This window comes from Pseudomonadota bacterium (assembly GCA_018823285.1).
In the GTDB taxonomy this organism is placed as follows: Bacteria; Desulfobacterota; Desulfobulbia; order Desulfobulbales; family JAGXFP01; genus JAHJIQ01.
On record JAHJIQ010000022.1, the window covers coordinates 16,525 to 33,131 of the forward strand.

Below are 16,607 nucleotides of genomic sequence, written 5' to 3' on the forward strand. Positions count from 1 at the left end.
TTCATTTCCAGCCCAGTCGACTCAACGAAGAGCCGTGCTTTCTTTCAGCTCAGGAACTGGATTTCGAACACCACACTGAGATAACCCACCGCCTCTCTCCCCTGCTCTGCAACAAGCGGGAAATTGACTCCGGGCTCAAGCTCGAAAAACAACCAGGGCCGATAAAAATTCCTCCGGTAACGGCTTGCCACCCGATAATTTGTCATCCTCTTTTCCGGTCTGGTTTCGCCATAGGCGCCAAAATCGAAGGCAACAGCGCTCTTCCCCGTTAACTGCCGGAAGAGATTTACTTCCCCGCCCCAATCCAGACCGTTGCTATCTTCGGCATAGGTTCCGAAAAGACTCACGCGACCTGTGAGATCTTCCAACAGAACCCGCTCCATATCAATCCTTGAGGTCTCTCCGAAACCATGTCGCGTATTCCAGAACACCGTCTCTGTCAGTTTAATCACGTTATTCTTCCCTATATGGGCAAGGCGGCGATAGTACATTCTGACATACGATTCGACAGGTGTATGGAGGCTCACACCACCACCAAAATGAAACCTGGAACGTAGATTTTTATAAACAAGGTACCTCAATCCAAGATTGGTCCGGTTATCATTCGGCTGGAGATCAAGACCCGGATTGTCTGCCTTGTCTTTTTGTGTCTCGGCAATATCATCCTCATTCTCGCCGACGACTATCAACCGGAAGCGGCGGGTGAATCTGGGCATTTTCACATTGGCCCTCAACCTCAACGGAAAATCAAAACCCTCTCCTTCGGTATAACGGGCCACGACACGCAACCTTACGAAACTGGCGGGCAGCTCCTCAAACTCCAACCTCGGGTCGCCGAAGAAATCATCGAACCAGACAACGGGCCCGTGGAACTTTTCACGGAGATAGCTGTGATACCTGTCCAGAATACTCTGTGACGAAAGAGCATCATTCTCTTCCCGGAGATCAACATCCTCTTCCTCTTTGGCAGTCACCCCACCCGCCCCGACAAAGGACAGGATCAAAATGACCAGGAAAAACCGGAATATCCTCTGCTTTCTGGTGGAAACAAGAGTCCTCATGAAATGGAATATAAGAAAAAAAGTCTGTTTCCGCTTCTCTATCCTCAATTTTTCAGCACCGGGTTGACCTGGAAATAGTTATTTACAAGAAATTGTTTATTTTGCGTCTCGCATTGTCTAGACTGAAGATGTCATCAAATCCACATCAGGCCGACATGCAAGATGAAACAAAACACCACCCAGAGAGAGCAGCTCCCGAACCGGAACCCGACTGCTTCCCTTGAATTTTTTCGCTCGGTTGTTGACGCAGTGGCCGATCCATTTATTGTAATCGGGACCGATTTCAGGGTAAAGCTGATGAATCAGGCCGCCCGGACTTTTTACCACTCCCCGGGCCCCCTCCCCGAAACCCCATTCTGCTACGGACTGATCTTTGGCGCCACCCAACCCTGTGTCAAAACGGGGAGACATTGCCCGCTCATGGAAGTTCTGGAGACCGACAAACCGGTGCGGGTCAAATACGAGCAGAAAAGAAACAAACGCTCCAGTCGGCATTTTGAAATCCTGGCATCTCCTCTCTATGACCGCAAGGGATCACTTCTGGGCATTGTCGAAACCCTGCGGGACATCACCAAACAGACTGAATATGCCAAAATGCTTGAAAGCGGCCGGGAGAAACTGGACATCCTCGTCCTGCAACGATCCGCCGAATACCTGGAAGCCAAAGAACAGGCAGAACTTCTTTGCAGGGTCATTCCAAGCGCTATTTTTACAGTGAACACCAATCGGGAAATCACCACCTGGAACCAGAAAGCAGAAGCTGTGACAGGATTCCGGGCAGCCGAAGTCCTCGGCAAGACCTGTGACATCTTTGCCCTGGAACCCTGCACAACCGGATGCGGCGTCTTTTCTGAAAATGTCGCGAAACCGATTATGGGCCGGGAGTGTTCGATCCGCACCAAGGACGGCCAGGTCCGGACCGTGTCAAAAAATGCCGACCTGCTGAAAAACTCGAACGGCTTGGTCATCGGCGCGGTAGAAAGTTTTGAGGACATCACCGATAAAAAGATCATCAACAAGCAGCTCAGGGCCGAACGCGACAAATTCGTGAGCATGCTGACCGCCCTCAACCAGGGAATGCACATCCTCAATCACGATTACATCATTGAATACCAGAACGACATCCTTAAAGAAGATTTCGGGGATCAGGTCGGCCGCAAATGCTACGAAGTATACAAACAGCTGTGCGAGCCCTGCGAAATCTGCAGGATGCGGGAAGCCATTGACCAGAACAGGCTGCAACGGACCGAACTTCTCATGACCAATGGCCGTTACTACGAACAGAGTTACGCGCCATTCACCGATGTCGACGGCCAGACAAAAGTCCTGATCCTTCTGCGGGACATTTCCGATGAAAAGGCCCAGCAGGCTGAGACCATGCGAGCCGCACAACTTGCTTCCATCGGGGAACTGGCCGCCGGAGTGGCGCACGAAATCAACAATCCGATCAACGGCATTATCAATTATGCCCAGTTGCTCCTTGACGAGGCCGCCTCCTCACGAAACAAGGCAGAGAATCAGCCGGGATCAACAATCCTGCCCAAAATAATCGGGGAGGGCGAGCGAATCGCCGCCATTGTCAGCAACCTTCTCTCCTTCGCCAGACCCGGCAACGAAGAAGTAGAAGATGTTGATGTGGAAGCGGCAATGCTGAGTTCCATAGAGCTGATAAACCATCAACTGAAAAAGGAAGGCATAGATATTGCATTTGAAAAAGACACAACACACCCGGTGGTTCGGGGAACCCGACAACAATTGCAGCAGGTTTTTTTAAATTTGTTGAGCAACTCGAGACACGCCCTGAATAAAAGATTTCCGGGGAATGATATCCGGAAAAAAATCGAGATCAGGATCTCCGAATTGAAACAGGACAAAGAAAACTACATCAGAACCACGGTTACCGACCATGGTTGCGGGATTCCACAGGAATTCATCACCCATATCTTTGAGCCATTCTTTACCCTGAGAGAGTCCGGAAAAGGTACCGGCCTCGGTTTGAGCATCAGCCGCGGGCTGATCAAGGATCTGCATGGTTTCCTGAACGTGGAAAGCGAGGTCGATAATTTCACCAGGATGACCGTTGATTTACCCGAAAGCCGAAAAAAGGATCACCCTGATCATACCGACTGATCGGGCCTGAAAAACATAGTGGATATGCGCCAGTCTAAAATTGGGAATATACAAAAAATACGGAGAACTTTACAATGATGGATTTCGACAGGACCGGTAACCGTATTCTTGTTGTGGACGATGAAGAAAGCCTCCGCCTCACCTTCCAGATGTTTCTTGCCAAGGAAGGATACGGCCCTGTTGATGTGGCCTCGACTTTCGAAGAAGCTATTTCCCTGATCAACGAACACACTTTTGACCTGATTATCAGCGACATCGTCCTTGAAGGTAATTCAGGAATCGACCTTCTCCGTCACCTTAAAGAAACAGGGGCCACATGCCCGGTTGTGATGGTGACCGGGTATCCGAATATTGAATCAGCCTCGGAGGCCGTGCGCCTGGGAGCCTTCGACTACATCTCAAAACCAGTGAAAAAAGATGGCTTGCTGCGAGTTGCGCGGATGGCCCTGCAACAATACTCACTCTGGAAGGAAAAAGAAAAACTGCAGCAGGATAAAGAACGCTATCGCCAATACATGGAGGCAATTTTCAGAAGTGTCCGCGATGCAATCATCACCGTAGACTCCGAACTTCGTCTCGTTGAAATGAACGATACGGCCAAAGAATGGACCCGGGATATTCCGGAGGTCGCCATCGGCGCACCGCTATCCTCGATTCCGGGAACCTTTGGTAAAATATGCACAAAAGACGCCGAAAAGGTCATCCACGAAAGAAACGAAGTCCATGAACACAGAATAGAATGTGATTTTGACCACGGCAGGATCAAAGTTTTGCAGGTAAACGCATCACCGCTTGAGGATAATGGGGGAGACTTCCAGGGAGTGGTTATCCTGGCGCGCGACATGACTCAGCTGGAACACCTGCAACAACGTGACAAGAGAACAAAATTCCATCGACTGGTCGGCGTCAGCAGGTCCATGCAAACCGTCTACACCATGATCGAAAATGTCGGCCAGGTGGACACATCTGTCCTGATCACCGGAGAATCCGGGACCGGCAAAGAGCTTGTCGCCGAAGCCCTGCACATTGAAAGCCCCCGCCATGACATGCCCCTGATCAAAGTTGACTGCACCGCCATTCCCGAGAATCTGCTGGAGAGCGAGCTTTTCGGCCACAAACGCGGCTCCTTTACCGGGGCCGATCGGGACCGGCAGGGGCGAATTATCCAGGCTGACGGCGGCACCCTGTTTCTGGATGAAATCGGGGATATCTCACAGCTCATGCAACTGCGGCTGTTAAGATTTCTGCAGGAAAGAACATTCTACCCGGTCGGGCAGGACCGGCCGGTCACCGTTGATGTCAGGGTAATTGCCGCAACCAATGCCGACCTGAAGAAGAAGGTCGAGCAGGGCACTTTCAGAGAAGATCTCTATTTTCGCCTCCGGGTCGTTGACATTCCACTCCCTCCCCTTCGCAACAGAAATGGTGATCTGCCGATGCTGGCCAATCACTTCATTAACAAATTCAGCGCGAGAATCGGTCATAAAATCACAGGAATCTCGGATCAGGCGACAGAACTTCTTTCCAGCTTCAGCTGGCCGGGCAACGTCAGAGAGCTCGAACACGTTATCGAGCGCGCCTGTGTCCTCTGTAAAGGGCCAACCATCACCAGCGAACATCTTCCGGCGGAGATTTTCAACCATTCCGTCGAATCACCACCACGCACCACAAGTCAACCCCCGACCATCCAGGAAAACCAGAAAACCACACCCACCGATCAATTCCGGGATACCATGGAACCTGAAAACGAACGAATTGTCAGGGTGCTCCACCAGACCGCCGGCAACAAGGCGATGGCCGCAAGGATTCTCGGTTTCGACCGCAGCACCCTGTACCGCAAAATGCGGAGCTACAATATCGACCCTTCCCCTTTACCATGAAAGATCAAGAAGCCATCCGGTAACCCAAGACTTCCGCAATCGCCACCGGCAACCCTGACTGATAAAGATCAGGGAGTTGGATCGAGCATCGGAAAGCACACTGCAAGTACCACTCATCACCATAAATAGCGCAACTCTCCTTCAGACCGCCCACACTTCTTCCCGCTGATACTGTATCACAACCAACAGCGCCACACTTTTACTACACTTTTGTTGCAACAACTATGTGGCAAAATATTAATTGCAACAGATAGGCAACACATTACTGCACCACATTCACCAACTAACACATTTCAAACAATCTTGTTTTGTCAATAAATTCAATGCTTTAATCACAAAAAACTCACAGCAGCTCATTTTAGCACCTCCATGGCACACCCTATGCAGTATCACCAGACAACACCAAAGAACAGCAACCCTTGCAGAAGAATAAAACAAGGAGGAACATCATGAATACAAATACAGGAAACCAAAAAGCAGCAAGTGAAGGCATCAACACCAACTCAGCCCCTGAACTCCAAGAAGGCGTGATGCAGGTAGCCATGGGCTTATTAATCGCCACCGCAGCCGCAATAGGAATCTGGGGCCTGGTCTCACTGTTCAGCGGCATTACCATGACCGGCGGAATTCTGGACATGATCACAGGCTGGATGAGCGCTGTAACCGGAAGATAACCGATACAAACATATACCGAATGGAGGACAAATCATGAATTACGATTCAGCACAGGAAAGCAGAGGAACGAGGATAGCATTGAGAAGCATGATTGTTGCAGCGTCAGTAGTAGGACTTTGGGTTGCCACCGCCATGACCTTCGCTCTTGCCAAGGTGGACTGGCAGGCAGGAGAACTTTTCAGACAGTACCTGGTTTCAATCGGCCTGATCCAGGATTTCGAAACCCTGGTAGACTTCTACACCCACATCAAAGGGGTCGAATACATCATCTGCGTCGCATTTCTCGGCGCCTTCCCCGCTTTCTTCAAATATCTCAACAAGGAGAAAGAGCAGGTCGCCAGATCCTGATTTCTCTCATCGCGACTTCAATACACTGCATCAGGATCCAATCTGCAGAAAAAAAAGAGCCTGATGCAGTGTTCATTATCCAGAAATCAAAATCAACAATCGAATGAAGAGTCATTGCAACACATCGGAGCCCTCTCCATTAACTATCATTTGCATTTTGCTGGTTGGCGGCAGCATTGGAACCTGGTGCCTGATGACCTTCTTTGCGTCTCTGATTCTGGTCGATTGGGAAGTCGGAAAACTACTTGATCATTACCTTGTCGCAATTTCCTGTTCAGAGACTCACCGCCCGTCAGAAGATGGCTGGGTTGGAGGACTCTTATGCCACCACATAATCCCCATCTTCTTTCTTCCTGCGTTCACCTTGTTTTTCAAATACATCAACACCAACGTCAACCCCACCCCTTCGCAAAACCAGGGTTCCTGATCCTCCCGGCAAAGCACAAATGCCATGGGACTGCGAAACATTCGGTCAATCATCCATACTCAACTTTCTGACTTGTCTTATGGTGTTGATTTGCTGTTATAAATTAATTGAGAACCATAGTGGCATTCCATGATGAGAATTCAGAAGCCAGAAGTCAGGATCCAGAACGACTGATTTTAAAGCTTTTCTCCTGGCTTCTGACTCCTGGATTCTGGCTTCTTATGGAACACTGGAACGAAAAATCACCAAAACCTCTTTATTTCACCCTGCGGGTATAAGTTTCGTACGAGCAGACGAGCTGCTCAACTCAGCTTTATCGGGCGATTAACCAAACCCGGAAAGTTGAGATCCATAAATCCCGACCTTGCACCCTGCACCTTCAGCGTCACCCAACCCTGTATTTTCAACAGTACGCAAAAGTGACCGCTCGCGTTATATTGGCCCGATTCCTGCACAATATCCAGGCTAGTGTCGCGTCAACTCTGAACCGGATGGAGGCCCGCATTGACTGCCTATTACCGTAATTTCCTGATCGTACTGATCCTGACCATTGTCGCCGTTGCGATTTTCAATATTGTGAGCATCGAGAACAAGCCTCCAACCATAAGCTACACATCATTCCTGGCAAGCATCAAAAACAAGGAGATCAAATCGGTTCTGATCAAAGACGGGGAGATAACCGGCCTTGATATTTACGACCGTCCATTTTACACCTATGCTCCGGATCCGGCTTCAGTGATCAGCAGATTGACCGCTCAGGACGTGACAATCAGCACTGCCCCTGGAAAATCGGTTTCATCAGGCACCCTGGCCTCGCTCCTGCCATGGGTTTTAATCTCCGGAGCATGGTTTTTTTTCATGTTCTACCGGCAAAAAGGGGCCACCTCCTCCTTCGGCAAAAACAAAAACCTGATTGTCCCGACAAAGTCATTACAAGTAACATTCAATGATGTGGCAGGAATACCGGAAGCAAAAGAGGAACTTCAAGAGATCATCTCTTTTCTCCGCGACTCAAAAAAATTTACCCGCCTGGGTGGCCGCCTCCCCAAAGGCGTGCTCCTTCAGGGCCCTCCGGGGACCGGCAAGACACTCCTTGCCAAAGCCATTGCCGGTGAAGCAGGGGTTCCCTTTTTCAGCATCAGCGGCTCCGATTTCGTGGAAATGTTTGTCGGTGTTGGGGCTTCAAGAGTCCGGGACCTCTTTAAACAGGCCAAGAAAAATGCCCCTTGTATTGTCTTTATCGACGAGATAGATGCCGTTGGCGGTCATCGCGCATCGGGTTCCTCGGGCGGAGGCCAGGATGAACGCCAGCAGACCCTGAACGCCCTGCTCGTCGAAATGGACGGGTTTGAATCGGGAGATACCGTAGTGATCGTTGCCGCCACCAACCGCCCGGACACATTGGACCCGGCCCTGCTCCGCCCCGGGCGCTTTGATCGCCAGGTCAACATCCTTGCCCCGGATATCAGGGGCAGAATGGAAATCCTGAATGTATATGCACGTAATATCGTCATGGCCAACAATGTCGAACTGAAGGATATCGCCGGGGCAACACCTGGATTTACCGGCGCCGATCTGGCCAACCTGATGAATGAATCGGCACTCCTGGCCGCCCGAAAAAACAAGGAGGCCGTTGATCTGGAAGATATTGAAGACGCAAAGGACAAAATCATGATGGGCACGGAACGCAAAGGGATGGTGATCAGTGAAAAAGAACGTCGAACCACTGCCTACCACGAAGCAGGGCACGCGATCATGGCCCGCCTGCTCCCCAACACGGATCCACTCCACAAAATCACGATCATCCCCCGCGGCCGGGCCATGGGCATGACCCAGCAGGTTCCATTGGACGACCGCCATTCCTATTCGAAGGAATATCTGACCAACAGGATAAAGATCATGCTGGGTGGCCGCACTGCGGAAGAAATCATCTTCAATCAGTTCACCACCGGGGCCAGCAACGACCTGCAGTCAGCAACGGAAATCGCGACAAAAATGATCTGCCAGTGGGGGATGAGTGAAATACTGGGCCCCAGGGCATACACCAGAGACGACCAGGGATTTCTGGGCGGCAACAACGACAAGCTTCTGTACAGTGAAGAAACGGCCATGGCCATCGACAAGGAAATCAATCAGCTGATCGAAGATTGCTACCAGGAGGCCATGATCATCCTGGAAGGAAGAACCAACTACCTGCACAGTTTAGCGGAAGTTCTCCTCAAGAAAGAAACTATCGGCATAGAAGAGGTGGACGCAATTGTTTCCGGCTACAAACAGTATGATGCATGATTTTTGCGACACATTTGCAACCCCAATCTTATACCGGAACCCCATCCCTACCATCCTGACAAATTTACCGAGAGTGTTGCAATATCTGTAGCATGCAACACTTTTCCGCCACAATAGTGTTGCATGCTACACTTTTGTGGTTGCAACCATTCTTCCCGCCAGTCTGTCAATCCGGAAATAAACCACCTAACCGGCTTTTTCTCTTTGCCAACTCTCACTTTCCAGACACATCAGGATATTTCTCACACAGAGAATGTTTGGCATCATACCTGCAAAACAGAGAAACCGACAAACATAGATCAACCGCTTTTTTCATACAAATCGTTAATGGAGAAGGAGAAACTATGACACACGATCACCAGAGAAAAATCATCCTGATTCTGCTCACCTTGCTGATCTTCAGTGGGCCTTTCGCAGCATGCCTGGCTGAAACAGGCCCGGAGACTGTGGAGTTGGCCAGCCTCGGCAACTTCTACGACGCAGTCATTTTCAACCACAGCATGCACGTTGACCTGGCCGAAGGAAAATGCGCCAAATGCCATCACCACACGACCGGGACTGCCCCGGAAAATCCGAAATGCCTCCGGTGCCACAAGGGTGGACACGAGTCAGGAAGCATGGCATGCCAGGAGTGCCACCCGGCCAAAAGATTTGAAGCGGCTTACCTCTCTGAAGTTGCATCAAACACCCAGCTTTATCACATCGACAAACCAGGGCTGAAAGGGGCCTATCATCAGAATTGCCTGGGATGTCATCAGGAAACTGGCGGACCCACAGGATGTCAGGACTGCCATGCCAGAAACAAGAAAGGTGATGAAATATTCCATTCCGGAGAATTCGCTCCGATTTCGAAAGCGGACGCTGCAGGCCACTAATTTCTGATCCCAGGATTCAGCATTCATTATCCATAACAAGAGGAAAGAGATGAAAAAACTAAATCGAAGAAGCTTTCTCAAGGGAGGACTCGCCGGCACCGCTGTGATAGCCGGAACTGCAGTCAGCAAAAATTCTTCAGCAGCCGGAAATTTTGGCGGCTATCCGGACAGCATGGGAGTGCTGGTCGACTTTACCAGGTGTGTAGGATGCCGCAGTTGTGAAGCCGCCTGCAATAAGGAACAAGGTCTTCCCGCTCCGGACAAGCCTTTTGATGACCTGTCGGTCTACGATGAAATACAGCACAATGGCCAGAAAAGGCGGACCAGCGAAAAAGCTTACACCGTAGTCAATCGCTACGAAATTGAGGGTCGCGAAAAAGGGCCGGTCTTCCGTAAATTCCAGTGCAATCACTGTAACGAACCCGCCTGTCTTACTTCGTGCTTTGTCAATGCCTATACGAAAACCAAAGAAGGCGCGGTCATATACGACCCGACTGTTTGTGTCGGCTGCAGGACCTGCATGGTCGCCTGCCCTTTTTATGTACCCGCATACAGCTACTCAAGCCCGATCAACCCGGTGATCAAAAAATGCATCATGTGCTACGACACCCGGTTGAAATTCGGTCGCCCCCCTGCTTGTGTTGAAGCATGTCCACAGGAAGTCATGACCTTCGGAAAAAGAAATGATCTGATCAAACTGGGCAATGCCAGGATCAAAAACAATCCGGACAAGTACATCGACCACATCTATGGCGAAAAAGAAGTGGGCGGCACCGCCTGGATGTATCTTTCTGACGTACCGTTTGAAGAACTGGGTTTCAACACCCATATCGGCGAGCAGCCGATCATTTCCTATGTAAAGGAATTCCTGACCATTGTCCCCATGGTCCTGACCATCTGGCCCGCCTTGTTTACCGGTTTTCACCTGCTGTCAAACCGAAAAGAGGCTCTCAAAAACGAAGAAAAAACCGGGAATAAATAAGGAGGGGAAGAGATGAACAAGCTAGCACAGCAAGGTTTTAAGCCAATTGACTCACACACGAATGGTAACGGTCGCACCTGGACCGTCAAGGACAAGATATTTCTCGGGCTCTCTCCGGGCGAATATCTCTCCCAGCAGTTTAAAAACCCGTTCAACTGGATTCTGGCCGTAATCTACATCGTCGGTGTTCCGATCATCATCGGCCGTTTCATATACGGACTCGGCTGGGTAACCCACAGCTCCTATGATTATCCCTGGGGGCTATTCCTCGGCTGGGGATTGTTTACGATGGTTCCCCTTTCTGCTTCCGGGTTCATGATGGGCACCACCGTTGAACTGTTCGGACGGGACGACTTCAAACCGATTGAACGATTGGGGCTACTGAACGGCCTGCTTGGCTACCTCTTTGCCGTCGTGTTTCTGCAGGTTGATCTTGGACAGCCATGGCGACTCATTTACCCGATGTTTGTTTCACTGGGACCTGCAGCGGTGCTTTTTCTGGTTGCCTGGCACGTTGCCACCTATCTTTCCTGTCAGGTTGCGGAACTTGTTCCGGCCTTTGCCGAATGGATGGGCTTGCCCCGGGCCAAAAAATTCGTTAAAAGCATGGTCCTCGGGCTGACTGTTGCCGGAATCATCCTTTCCACCCTGCACCAGGGCGCTCTGGGAGGCCTTTTCACCTACGCCCCTGGAAAAGTTCACCCACTCTGGTACTCTTCGCCATTCATGTGGTTTCATTTCCTGTGTTCGGCCGTATTTGCCGGATTGTCAATGCTCATCGTGGTCAGCACCCTCTGTAAATGGTTCATGCGCTGGCGCTGTGATCAGAGATTTCTGGAGAGCCTCGACCGTCTTACTTTAGGAATCTCCAAAGGCGCGGCCCTGGCCCTGGCCACCTATCTGGTGATCAAGATTATCGCGGTGGCCCATGATAATGACTGGCAGTATATCTTCACCGGCTGGGGGCAATGGTACCTTCTGGAAATCTCCATCGGGGTGATCCTGCCTCTGGTCTTGTATACGATGGCCCTCCGAAACGGGTCAGCCGGCCTGGCCAGGGTCAGCGCCTTTATTGCGGTTGCCGGTATTGCCCTGAACCGTCTGAACACGGCATTGATTACCTTCAACTGGGATCTCTACCAGGAAATACCCCACTGGCGTGAAGTCGTGATCGTCATCACCGTGTATGCAACATATATTGTGGTGTATCGTGCAGTACTGGCCAGGATGCCCATTCTGTATTCATGGAAAGACAAAACCTGAGATCCCGGGAACGTTCGGCGGCTTCAAATGTCTGTTGCCGGATCTTCCGGCAACAGACATTCCCCTTCACAACGAGATAAGGACATGAGCACGCCTTTAAGAAAAACCATAGTTGCAACCTGTCTGGTAATCTTCGTCTTCCTCACAGCTCTGCTCACGCTCTGGTTCAGACAGAATCAGACCATCAGGCAACAGCAGAACGTTGTTGAGCAGACGGAAAAAATCAACTTCCAGTTCGCGATCATCCGTGAACACATCACCGAATCAATCCTTGACCGGAAATTCGACAAGTTCCCGGAAATCGCCGTTGAAATGGAAGAGCTGAATCAGAACATCTCCAGAGTTATCGCCAATGCTCATATCCCGGACGAGTACAAACTGTCTCTGATGAACCAGATTGACATTCCCGGGATTATTCTTCTTCTCCGTCAGATCGAAACCGACAACCAGAAACCGGAGAGCCTGAAACGCCTGAACCGGGACACGAGAGTCCTTGGTGAAAGGCTTATACTTTTCGACCGGATGACCATCGATTATGCCAGGAGGGCTATCTTCGCGTTGCAGTCTATCATTATCGGGACCCTGGCTCTGTCGGTTTTCACTCTGGTGATCGTTCTGGCTCTTCTCTATCGCCGTATGGCAGTGCCGATCATGAGTCTCGCGAGACAAACAACAAGTTTGAAGGAAGGGAAAAACACATCGCTCTCCATGCCATCCGGCTGTGCGGAAACCGATGTCCTGGCCAGCTTCACCAAAGACCTGCTGGATAGCAGGGAAAACGACAAGGCCGAAATTTTCCGGGCATCACAACTGGCAGCCCTGGGAGAGCTGGCGGCGGATGTGGCCCACGAAATCAACAATCTCAGCAACGGGGTCATCAACTACGCCCAGATTCTTGCCGATGAAGACCTTAACGACAGACAGAGCCCTGAGCACGACCTGCTGGTCGGCAAAATCATCAAAGAGGGAGAGAGAATTGCGGGTATTTCAGGAAAACTTCTGTCCTACAGCGAATGCCACGCCAAGGGCCTAGAACCGATTGACCTCAACAGGCTGGTCGAAGAAACCCTGGCGCTGACCCAGCATCGTTTCCGCAGTGATGGAATTGAAATCATCAGGAAGCTGCAACCGGACCTGCCTGAGTTTGCAGGCAATGCCCAGCACATAAAACATCTGCTGCTCAATCTGCTGAACAATGCCCGGTACGCCTTGAATCTGCGTTATCCGGCAAAGGATGACAACAAAATCCTGGAAGTTGAAAGCGAAATCACCTTTGACAAGGATGAAAAATATGTCCGGGTCGCCATCACCGATCTCGGACCGGGCATTCCGCCGCAGACACTCAAACACGTCTTTGAACCGAACTTCAGCACCAAGCCACGGGGAACCGGATCGGGTCTGGGCCTCAGCATCAGCCGCGAAATTGCCAGGGAGCATAACGGAGAAATATGCATCGACAGCGAAGTAGGCGACCACACCACCGTCAAGGTTGATTTCCCTGTGAATTAGAGGGGAGGCGATCTCTGCAGCGGAAGAAGCAGCCGGGGACTCAACACCACTGAAAAATCCCGTCCCACCCTGCCTTCAATGCCTGGTTATCGGCCTTTTGACCAGAAGATCAACCGTCACCGTGGTGTGATCACCGAGAACACTCTCAACATGAAGATACCCGTTGTGGTCACGGATCAGATCGCGGCTTATGCTGAGACCGAGTCCTGTGCCCTGTCCAGGGGGCTTGGTACTGAACAGTGAATCAAATATATTGTCGATAATGTCAGGAGAAATCCCACAGCCATAATCCTTGAAAGTAGTCCTGATCATATCTCCGTCACCCAGATCAACCAGCTTGCTCCTGATTTCCAGACGCTTATTTTTATCAGCGACAGGATATTTCTCGTTCAGGGCATACCGGGCATTGCTCAGAAGATTTAAAAAAACCTGCTGCAACTGTTGGGGGTTGCCACGAAGAGCGGGAAGATCTTCAGGGACATCCACCTCGGTCACAATCCCTTCTTTGGTCAACTGATGCATGACCAGAGAGATGCTGTCGGCAACGATCTCCTTCAGGTGGATGTCATCAACATCCTCATCACGCTGGCGGGCGAAAGACAGAAGATTCCGGACAATTCCGGCAACCCTCTCGCCCTCCTTAATGACCCTGCCCAGCAACTCACCAAATTCACAGTTCCCGCTTTCCACACACTCGTCTTTCATGATCTGGGCATAGTTTATCACACCGTTTATCGGATTATTGATCTCATGGGCAACTCCGGCAGCAAGCTCCCCAATGGCGGCGAGCTTCCCGGCCTGCAAGGCTTCAGCTTTTCTGATTTTCTCATCGGAAATGTCCCGAACCATAACGATGTAATAGTTCTTGCTCCCGAACTCCATCCTGCTGACTGATATTTCGAGGGGGAAGGCGGAGCCATCCTTTCGTCTGCCTTTGATTTCCCTTGGTCCGCCGACAACGATATCGACCTCGCCCTCGGTTCCTGAGCCGGGCTCACCAAACTCTTTCAAGCCATCTGCAAGGACTGCGACATCCAAATCGATCAGAGACTCGGTTTTATAACCAAACATCTTGGCAGCGGCGGAATTCACTGAATCGATCAGCCCGTCCTCTCCGAGGATGACCAGACCATCGAACATGTTGTCAATTATTGTCCGGAGCCTGTTCTCCGCCTCTTCCCTTTCCCTGATCGACAGACTGACCCTGCTTGAACCAAGAAACATTCCCAGTATCCCAAGCACCCAGAGACAGATATGGCCAAATGAGAAAACAAGAATATCTTTCCGGGACAGTGCGTTCAGGTGAGCCATAGGGACCGAGACACTGATTCCCCCCCTGATATCTCCTTCCACATACCCCTGCAACGCATGACATTTAAGACACCCCTTTTCCGTAACCATCGGCCGCATCAGTCTCAGATATGGACTGCCGTCAATATCCTCAATGGCGCTGACCTCCTGCACCCCCTCCTCAAAAGCCTCCAGCGCCTTTTCTTCCCAGGGATCAGCCGCATTCTCATGGCGTATCGGGTCAAGACTCGTAATATGGCCCAGAACCCCCAGTTCAGTCGTCTGCATCTCGTAGACCTGTCGAATCATATACTCCGGATTCACCAGAGTCAGCTTGTTGCCCGTCAGTGTCTCAACCATGTACTCGGGAATATGACTCAGATACCGGTTGGGCTTGGTTCGTTCAGTTATGGGGACAAAAACCCCATCGTGCCCGGTGGCCCAGCGATAATAATTGAGATCTTTCTCGTAAATGGCCCTTGCCTCCTGAAGCGCTATATCCATGCTTGCCTTTTTTTCACTCACCACATCATAGGCAAGAGAAGCAAACACAACCACCGTCCAGCCGATGGCCATGAACCAGATATAGGCAACCAGCTGGGATGACTTTATCTCATCCGACTTCCGGACATTTGCTTCCATGACGACGCATAGAATTCCGGTCAGGAAGGCCATCATCCCGCCGACAACGATATGCTCCGAATCGAAGTAAGGAATCTCAGGGTGAAGAACCATGTCCATCAGCCCGTTGACGTTGCCCATCAGCGAGATAATCAGAACATAGAGCGCAATGCGAAGTAGAACGGCAGGTTTATTAAACATAAAAACACAATTTCCCGTAGTGCTCTCCCAGGCAGAAAAACCATTAACGGCCAGAGCCTAACTCATATAAGTCTCCCCGCAGCATTTAAGAACGGGAGCCTGGAACTGTCAAGCAAAAACGAAGTGATCATTTCCCCAATCCACTCGCTGAAACAACTTCACCATGACTCCCTGCATCATAAAAAATCAATGATCACATACATTCTTGATAAGACATTTCATCACAGCCTCGGGCAGATCAGTCAGACAGCAAATCCGACAATCACATTTTTTTACACCCTGGGGGAACCTTTTTTGAATCTCATGCGTTTTACAAATAAGCCGGCTGTACAACGCAGGGAATAATATTTCCCAGCGTACAGGCATCGCGGGTCCTTCCCCCCTCTGCCCGAAATGCCTGCATCCGGTCTGAACCATGAACGAAAGATTTAAGGACCTTATTAAAAAATGAAAAGGAGATACGGAAATGAAGAAAACATTATGCGCAATTATCGCCTGTCTGACCATAAGTGCAACACCGCTGTTTGCCCATCATGCCGCCGAGGGGATTGTTGATGAGGAAGTTTATGAAATGATCGACACCATGATTGCCGACACCCCCCACGCAGATATGACCCTCGATGACATCGCCATCGGGATGACCGAGATGACCATCACCACCCGGACAATCAAATCACTGGAAGTCATGATTGATGATGGCCTGCTGACCTATATCGCCATGCTTGACGGAGATGTCAGCCTGACGATTATGTTTAACGACGACAACAGCGTCACGATGACTGTTTTGCAGCAGGAGTAGCCTTCTTCTCCTCCGGGGCATGCGCCTGCCAGGACAGGCGCATGCCCCTCCCCCTCTTTTAGGAATCCGGCAGCGTATTCCACACACGTTGTCATTTATTAAAATTTTATAAAAAATCAGTAATTTCCGGTTAGAAAATTGCATGGTAAAGATTGCATGAACTTTTTCAATAAAAACAACATGTTGGGGGTATTTTTTTCTTGACATTTCTGTGAAAGGCGCAATGCGCGTTTCGTAAATATCCTATTATTTCAGGA

Annotated in this window: 12 protein-coding genes; 10 read left to right on the forward strand and 2 right to left on the reverse strand. The window is 50.4% G+C overall.

Going from position 1 to position 16,607, the window contains the following annotated elements:
* Window positions 1-44 precede the first annotated feature (44 nt).
* On the reverse strand, window positions 45-1,061 hold the full coding sequence (locus tag KKG35_06735) for a hypothetical protein (protein MBU1737821.1): 1,017 nt from the start codon (window positions 1,059-1,061) through the stop codon (window positions 45-47).
* 162 nt (window positions 1,062-1,223) lie between these two features.
* Between KKG35_06735 and KKG35_06740 the strand changes: the two genes are divergently transcribed.
* From KKG35_06740 to KKG35_06780, 9 genes are all read left to right on the forward strand, one after another.
* Window positions 1,224-3,191: a PAS domain-containing protein gene (locus tag KKG35_06740; protein MBU1737822.1), complete on the forward strand. Its 1,968-nt coding sequence runs from the start codon at window positions 1,224-1,226 to the stop codon at window positions 3,189-3,191.
* Between the two features lie 77 nt (window positions 3,192-3,268).
* The gene (locus tag KKG35_06745; GenBank protein ID MBU1737823.1) at window positions 3,269-5,071 is read left to right on the forward strand and encodes a sigma 54-interacting transcriptional regulator; all 1,803 of its coding nucleotides are present in this window, start codon (window positions 3,269-3,271) and stop codon (window positions 5,069-5,071) included.
* A gap of 449 nt (window positions 5,072-5,520) precedes the next feature.
* Window positions 5,521-5,745 (forward strand): hypothetical protein, encoded by a 225-nt coding sequence (locus KKG35_06750; GenBank protein ID MBU1737824.1) that lies wholly within the window; start codon window positions 5,521-5,523, stop codon window positions 5,743-5,745.
* Between the two features lie 88 nt (window positions 5,746-5,833).
* A complete protein-coding gene (locus tag KKG35_06755) occupies window positions 5,834-6,094 on the forward strand; it encodes a hypothetical protein (GenBank protein MBU1737825.1) in 261 nt (86 codons plus the stop codon).
* A 931-nt stretch (window positions 6,095-7,025) separates the two neighbouring features.
* Window positions 7,026-8,810: an ATP-dependent zinc metalloprotease FtsH gene (ftsH, locus tag KKG35_06760; GenBank protein ID MBU1737826.1), complete on the forward strand. Its 1,785-nt coding sequence runs from the start codon at window positions 7,026-7,028 to the stop codon at window positions 8,808-8,810.
* Window positions 8,811-9,154: 344 nt separating this feature from the next.
* A complete protein-coding gene (locus tag KKG35_06765; GenBank protein ID MBU1737827.1) occupies window positions 9,155-9,685 on the forward strand; it encodes a cytochrome c family protein in 531 nt (176 codons plus the stop codon).
* 49 nt (window positions 9,686-9,734) lie between these two features.
* A complete protein-coding gene (locus KKG35_06770) occupies window positions 9,735-10,667 on the forward strand; it encodes a 4Fe-4S dicluster domain-containing protein (GenBank protein ID MBU1737828.1) in 933 nt (310 codons plus the stop codon).
* Between the two features lie 12 nt (window positions 10,668-10,679).
* Window positions 10,680-11,930 carry a polysulfide reductase NrfD gene (gene nrfD / locus KKG35_06775; GenBank protein MBU1737829.1) on the forward strand — a complete coding sequence of 417 codons (1,251 nt, stop codon included), beginning with the start codon at window positions 10,680-10,682 and terminating at the stop codon, window positions 11,928-11,930.
* 84 nt (window positions 11,931-12,014) lie between these two features.
* The gene (locus KKG35_06780) at window positions 12,015-13,439 is read left to right on the forward strand and encodes a hypothetical protein (GenBank protein MBU1737830.1); all 1,425 of its coding nucleotides are present in this window, start codon (window positions 12,015-12,017) and stop codon (window positions 13,437-13,439) included.
* Between the two features lie 75 nt (window positions 13,440-13,514).
* Here KKG35_06780 and KKG35_06785 read toward each other — a convergent pair whose 3' ends face one another.
* Window positions 13,515-15,551, reverse strand: coding sequence for a DUF3365 domain-containing protein (locus KKG35_06785; protein ID MBU1737831.1), 2,037 nt, complete (start codon window positions 15,549-15,551; stop codon window positions 13,515-13,517).
* Between the two features lie 466 nt (window positions 15,552-16,017).
* On the opposite strand from KKG35_06785, the gene KKG35_06790 reads away from it, so the two are divergent.
* Window positions 16,018-16,350, forward strand: coding sequence for a hypothetical protein (locus KKG35_06790; protein ID MBU1737832.1), 333 nt, complete (start codon window positions 16,018-16,020; stop codon window positions 16,348-16,350).
* The last annotated feature ends 257 nt before the right edge of the window (window positions 16,351-16,607 follow it).

What these genes read in the sequence shown, in the direction of transcription:
- KKG35_06735 (MBU1737821.1), bottom strand. Translation starts at nt 1,061, where the DNA reads ATGAGGACTCTTGTTTCCACCAGAAAGCAGAGGATATTCCGGTTTTTC.
- KKG35_06740 (MBU1737822.1), top strand. Translation starts at nt 1,224, where the DNA reads ATGAAACAAAACACCACCCAGAGAGAGCAGCTCCCGAACCGGAACCCG.
- KKG35_06745 (MBU1737823.1), top strand. Translation starts at nt 3,269, where the DNA reads ATGGATTTCGACAGGACCGGTAACCGTATTCTTGTTGTGGACGATGAA.
- KKG35_06750 (MBU1737824.1), top strand. Translation starts at nt 5,521, where the DNA reads ATGAATACAAATACAGGAAACCAAAAAGCAGCAAGTGAAGGCATCAAC.
- KKG35_06755 (MBU1737825.1), top strand. Translation starts at nt 5,834, where the DNA reads ATGATTGTTGCAGCGTCAGTAGTAGGACTTTGGGTTGCCACCGCCATG.
- KKG35_06765 (MBU1737827.1), top strand. Translation starts at nt 9,155, where the DNA reads ATGACACACGATCACCAGAGAAAAATCATCCTGATTCTGCTCACCTTG.
- KKG35_06770 (MBU1737828.1), top strand. Translation starts at nt 9,735, where the DNA reads ATGAAAAAACTAAATCGAAGAAGCTTTCTCAAGGGAGGACTCGCCGGC.
- nrfD (MBU1737829.1), top strand. Translation starts at nt 10,680, where the DNA reads ATGAACAAGCTAGCACAGCAAGGTTTTAAGCCAATTGACTCACACACG.
- KKG35_06780 (MBU1737830.1), top strand. Translation starts at nt 12,015, where the DNA reads ATGAGCACGCCTTTAAGAAAAACCATAGTTGCAACCTGTCTGGTAATC.
- KKG35_06785 (MBU1737831.1), bottom strand. Translation starts at nt 15,551, where the DNA reads ATGTTTAATAAACCTGCCGTTCTACTTCGCATTGCGCTCTATGTTCTG.
- KKG35_06790 (MBU1737832.1), top strand. Translation starts at nt 16,018, where the DNA reads ATGAAGAAAACATTATGCGCAATTATCGCCTGTCTGACCATAAGTGCA.